The 3,332-nt window shown below is 54.2% G+C and carries 5 protein-coding genes; 3 read left to right on the top strand and 2 right to left on the bottom strand.

Annotated features, from left to right (window positions below):
* The 3 genes from F568_RS25465 to F568_RS0119040 form a co-directional block, all read left to right on the top strand.
* Positions 1-266 (top strand): hypothetical protein (locus F568_RS25465; protein ID WP_211213456.1); only part of this gene is annotated, 266 nt, incomplete at its 5' end.
* A 44-nt stretch (positions 267-310) separates the two neighbouring features.
* Positions 311-580 carry a hypothetical protein gene (locus F568_RS0119050; protein ID WP_156817505.1) on the top strand — a complete coding sequence of 90 codons (270 nt, stop codon included), beginning with the start codon at positions 311-313 and terminating at the stop codon, positions 578-580.
* Between the two features lie 769 nt (positions 581-1,349).
* On the top strand, positions 1,350-1,742 hold the full coding sequence (locus tag F568_RS0119040) for a hypothetical protein (protein ID WP_019020362.1): 393 nt from the start codon (positions 1,350-1,352) through the stop codon (positions 1,740-1,742).
* A 609-nt stretch (positions 1,743-2,351) separates the two neighbouring features.
* Here the strand turns inward: F568_RS0119040 and F568_RS23340 are convergent.
* Both F568_RS23340 and F568_RS24555 read right to left on the bottom strand, forming a co-directional pair.
* Complete coding sequence (locus F568_RS23340) at positions 2,352-2,783, bottom strand: Fic family protein (RefSeq protein ID WP_019020361.1); 432 nt, start codon at positions 2,781-2,783, stop codon at positions 2,352-2,354.
* Between the two features lie 257 nt (positions 2,784-3,040).
* Positions 3,041-3,332, bottom strand: a 292-nt coding sequence (locus tag F568_RS24555; protein WP_156817504.1) for a transposase, incomplete at its 5' end; no start/stop codon positions are given.

The raw sequence follows: 3,332 nt of genomic DNA, 5'->3' as shown, positions 1-3,332 counted from the left end.
GATCTCAAAAGCAGCTACCTCTTAGCGATGTTGAGCGTACCGCATGCGGGACACCTTCCCACTTCACTTTCTATTTGGCCCAGCTAGCTGCTCCTGGATGCTCGCTCTGCAATAGCCACGGCCGGCTTCGCTTAACGATGCGCAATGACCGTGCTGGCGCGTATCAATATGGGAAGTTTATCGTTATGGAAGATGTTTCTGAGGACAGTGGTAATGGCTCGATCATTTCACAATGGGGCATACGCATTAATGAGTTGATTGCTTAAGGAAGGACCGGCCCTATGCGGATGGTGTCATTGAAGCCTACTGTGTGCCGGATATGGGATGGTATGAGTGGCGCATCCTCGAGGATGGCAAGATCCTGCACGATACCAGGCGCGCACGGTACGACTCGCCGGGCATTGCCCTGCGTGACGCCCTGAACTACGACGCACCTACCGAGGCAGTGCAGGAACTGCACGACCTGGCGCATCTCGTCACTGCGCTATGTAACGAGCGCCGACATAAGGGGCTACCGCTAACCGAGCTTGCTGCTCGGGCCCGCCAGCTGGCTGTGCGAGTCACACGGTTGGCCAGGTAGCCTTATCAACTCAATTTTTTCGCATACCTCTCACAAGTAAGCATTGCTCCGGATGACATAGGCAGCGAGACATGACGAAACGAGCTTCTGTTTAGGCTGAGCGCTTTCGACAAAACAATAAGCCGTAGGCACAGCGCCTAGTATCCCGAGTTGTCTTGGGATCGGCTGAGGCTCAGCGGGAAATTAAGCTGGGACGTCTTGAGGTCACCAGCAGTAGTAAGTGCAGGACGCTATTCCTTAACGGGCAACAAAGACACCGAGATAAAACAGGCACTAATTTTCCCCCTTTTAATATGTGTTGTTTTGGTTTTGGCCATGTTGTGTCTAATATGCGTAATGAGACTAGATTAGATTACGCTAGCAGTAAATTTTTCAAGCTGACCGTTAAGGGCTTTCTGGCCGGCAACGCTCGGGACAGCTACCTACTATTTTGATCCAACGTATAAAGCTGATTGTCTGATCAGAGCGGCACGGATGAGGGAAGGACAGACAAGATAAAACAATAGGATGTGGGCGCAGAGATTATGTTGACACTTCAGCATGAAGACTCTGCCTAATTTCGATCCGGAAGAGAGATAACATGGCAACTAGCTTCCTGCAGGAAATGGCCTACCAGTATCTAACGGACAGGGAGTCCCTTGATCGCACACAGGTTTGGAAAGCGTTTTAACGTTACAGCGACACCGAGCTGGCAGCTAGATACAAGGCGGCCCTCACACATGGACATACCCCATATACAGACGAACAGATCATAGAGGCATTCTCGCAGGTGCGCCTGGCCAACGCGGGAGACTTAGGGGTTTATGCCCTCAAGTTACTGGGCGGCGGCAATGCTCCGTTACGTAGAAGCGACCTTACTGACGCAAAGCTTAATCAGCTTGCCTTATTGGAAGTATTTGCCGCTCGCAGCATGGCCCTGACCCAGCAGCAGCCACAGCCGACCAATAGCGCGTTAGCGGAACTACTAGGCATATTTCCTGGTGGTCAAAGTTTTGATGATGTCCCGAGCTTTGCTGACATCGCCGCGAAGTACGACATGACCGAGGAAGCTTTGTTAGATGCTGTGAATATGGAAGAGCAAGCGCTGTCTAAGCGTCGTCACTCCATAAACGAGGCACATCATCCAGCAGTGCCTCTTGCACCGGTGGGATACCTGCACTGACCCTTTCTCGCATAAGTGTTCCGCTAGCGGAACACCTCCTTACGGCTGCATCTCCTTCCATCCTTTAAGCCCTTACTGCCCTTATTCTCGCCCGCTCTTCATGGCAGCTTCGCCATGCCATTCTGCGTCCAGGACACCTAGGCTCAAAAAGCAGCTACCTCTTAACGATGTGAGCGTTCCGCATGCGGGACGGCTGGGAAACACTAAAACAGCTACCTCCTTCCGGACTTGAGCGTTCCGCATGCGGGACACTTTTGGGCATCAAACAATAGCTACCCATTACGTGCTTAAGCGTTCCGCATGCGGGACACTTAGGCATCAAAACAGCCCCCTCATTATGTGCTTGAGCGTTCCGCATGCGGGACACCTGAAGTGGACCCCACCTGTTGGACCACCAGACAGACGATTTAAGCTCTGGCCAAAATGCGATAAGCACCCGGACCTGCCCAGCCAGGCACTCACAGCCCTCATCTTTCCGACCCCCACATCTGAGGGCATTATGGCCGAGGACTAGATCTACACCATGCTAGTCGAGCCTTATCAGGCCGAGTTGTCGATGAACCGGATGGTCGCCGCGATGCTGTACATGCCAGTTGAGTAGAGATTGCATCACTTTGGGAAGATGCAGAAATCGGGCGGCGTGGTGCTGTGGCCTGAAATATGTACATTTTCCTGCCGGTAGCGCCCAGCCTCCTTGGTATCGATGCCTCGAAGTACGAGGGCGCGCATGTCCTTGATGCCGCGCTCACTGAGCGACGCCGGCGCCGCGACCATCCCTTCGATAAACTCGATGGCGTCCCGATGGTTGATCGCTTCCAAATGCTCTCGCAGGGAGCGCCCGCCGACTGTGATGCTCTCCAACACGACCTTGGTTTCGCGCAAGGTCAGCGTGTTCCCCTCGATACCGTTTGAGTGATAGGTCCACTCTAACGCCAGGTGATCGCGAAGTGACGCGGCCGTGTGTGCCGGCAAGGGACGGTAGTCGTCCAGCCGGGCCTTAGCTGCATCGACTCGTTGCGGTAAAGCGGGTATACCATGCATAGGAAGCATCTCGGCCCATTGGTTCAGCTGGCTGGGTTTTCGCCTCCGCGAGTGCTACACCAGGAACAGCAAAACTAACGGCCAGGGCCAGGGCCAGGGCGGCCAGTTTGTGGAGCATAGTTGCCTCTATCTAGGGCAAAAGATCTTCTACTATTTTACCAGTTTCGCTGTTTTCTTTTTGGCTAGTGCAGTGGGTATGCAATGCCCATTCCTAGATGAGCTAACAAGGGGTTGCGGGACACAACTTACAGTGCCTTTCAAAACCTACCTTGAAGCTTGTTCAGACAGATCAGCGAGCATCCCAGCAGCGTGAAGGCATAATGAATATCGACACGGCGCTCATAGCGTATAGCCAACCGCCTCATTCGCCCCAGCCAGGCAAAGGTCCGCTCGACAACCCAGCGATGGCGTCCGAGTCGTTGACCATCCTCCACGCCCCGGCGAGCAATGCGAGGCTGGATGCCGCGAGCCTGACATGACCGGCGGCAACGTCGGTGATCGTAAGCTTTATCTGCGTGAAGCTTTCGGGGACGGCAGCGCGGGCGTCCT

It is taken from the genome of Modicisalibacter luteus DSM 23508 (assembly GCF_000378505.1).
GTDB lineage: Bacteria > Pseudomonadota > Gammaproteobacteria > Pseudomonadales > Halomonadaceae > Modicisalibacter > Modicisalibacter luteus.
This window is presented reverse-complemented; position numbering and strand designations above follow the sequence as displayed.

Bases quoted from the DNA above. Each gene is read 5' to 3' on its own strand.
- F568_RS23340 (WP_019020361.1), bottom strand. From the start codon at position 2,783: ATGCATGGTATACCCGCTTTACCGCAACGAGTCGATGCAGCTAAGGCC.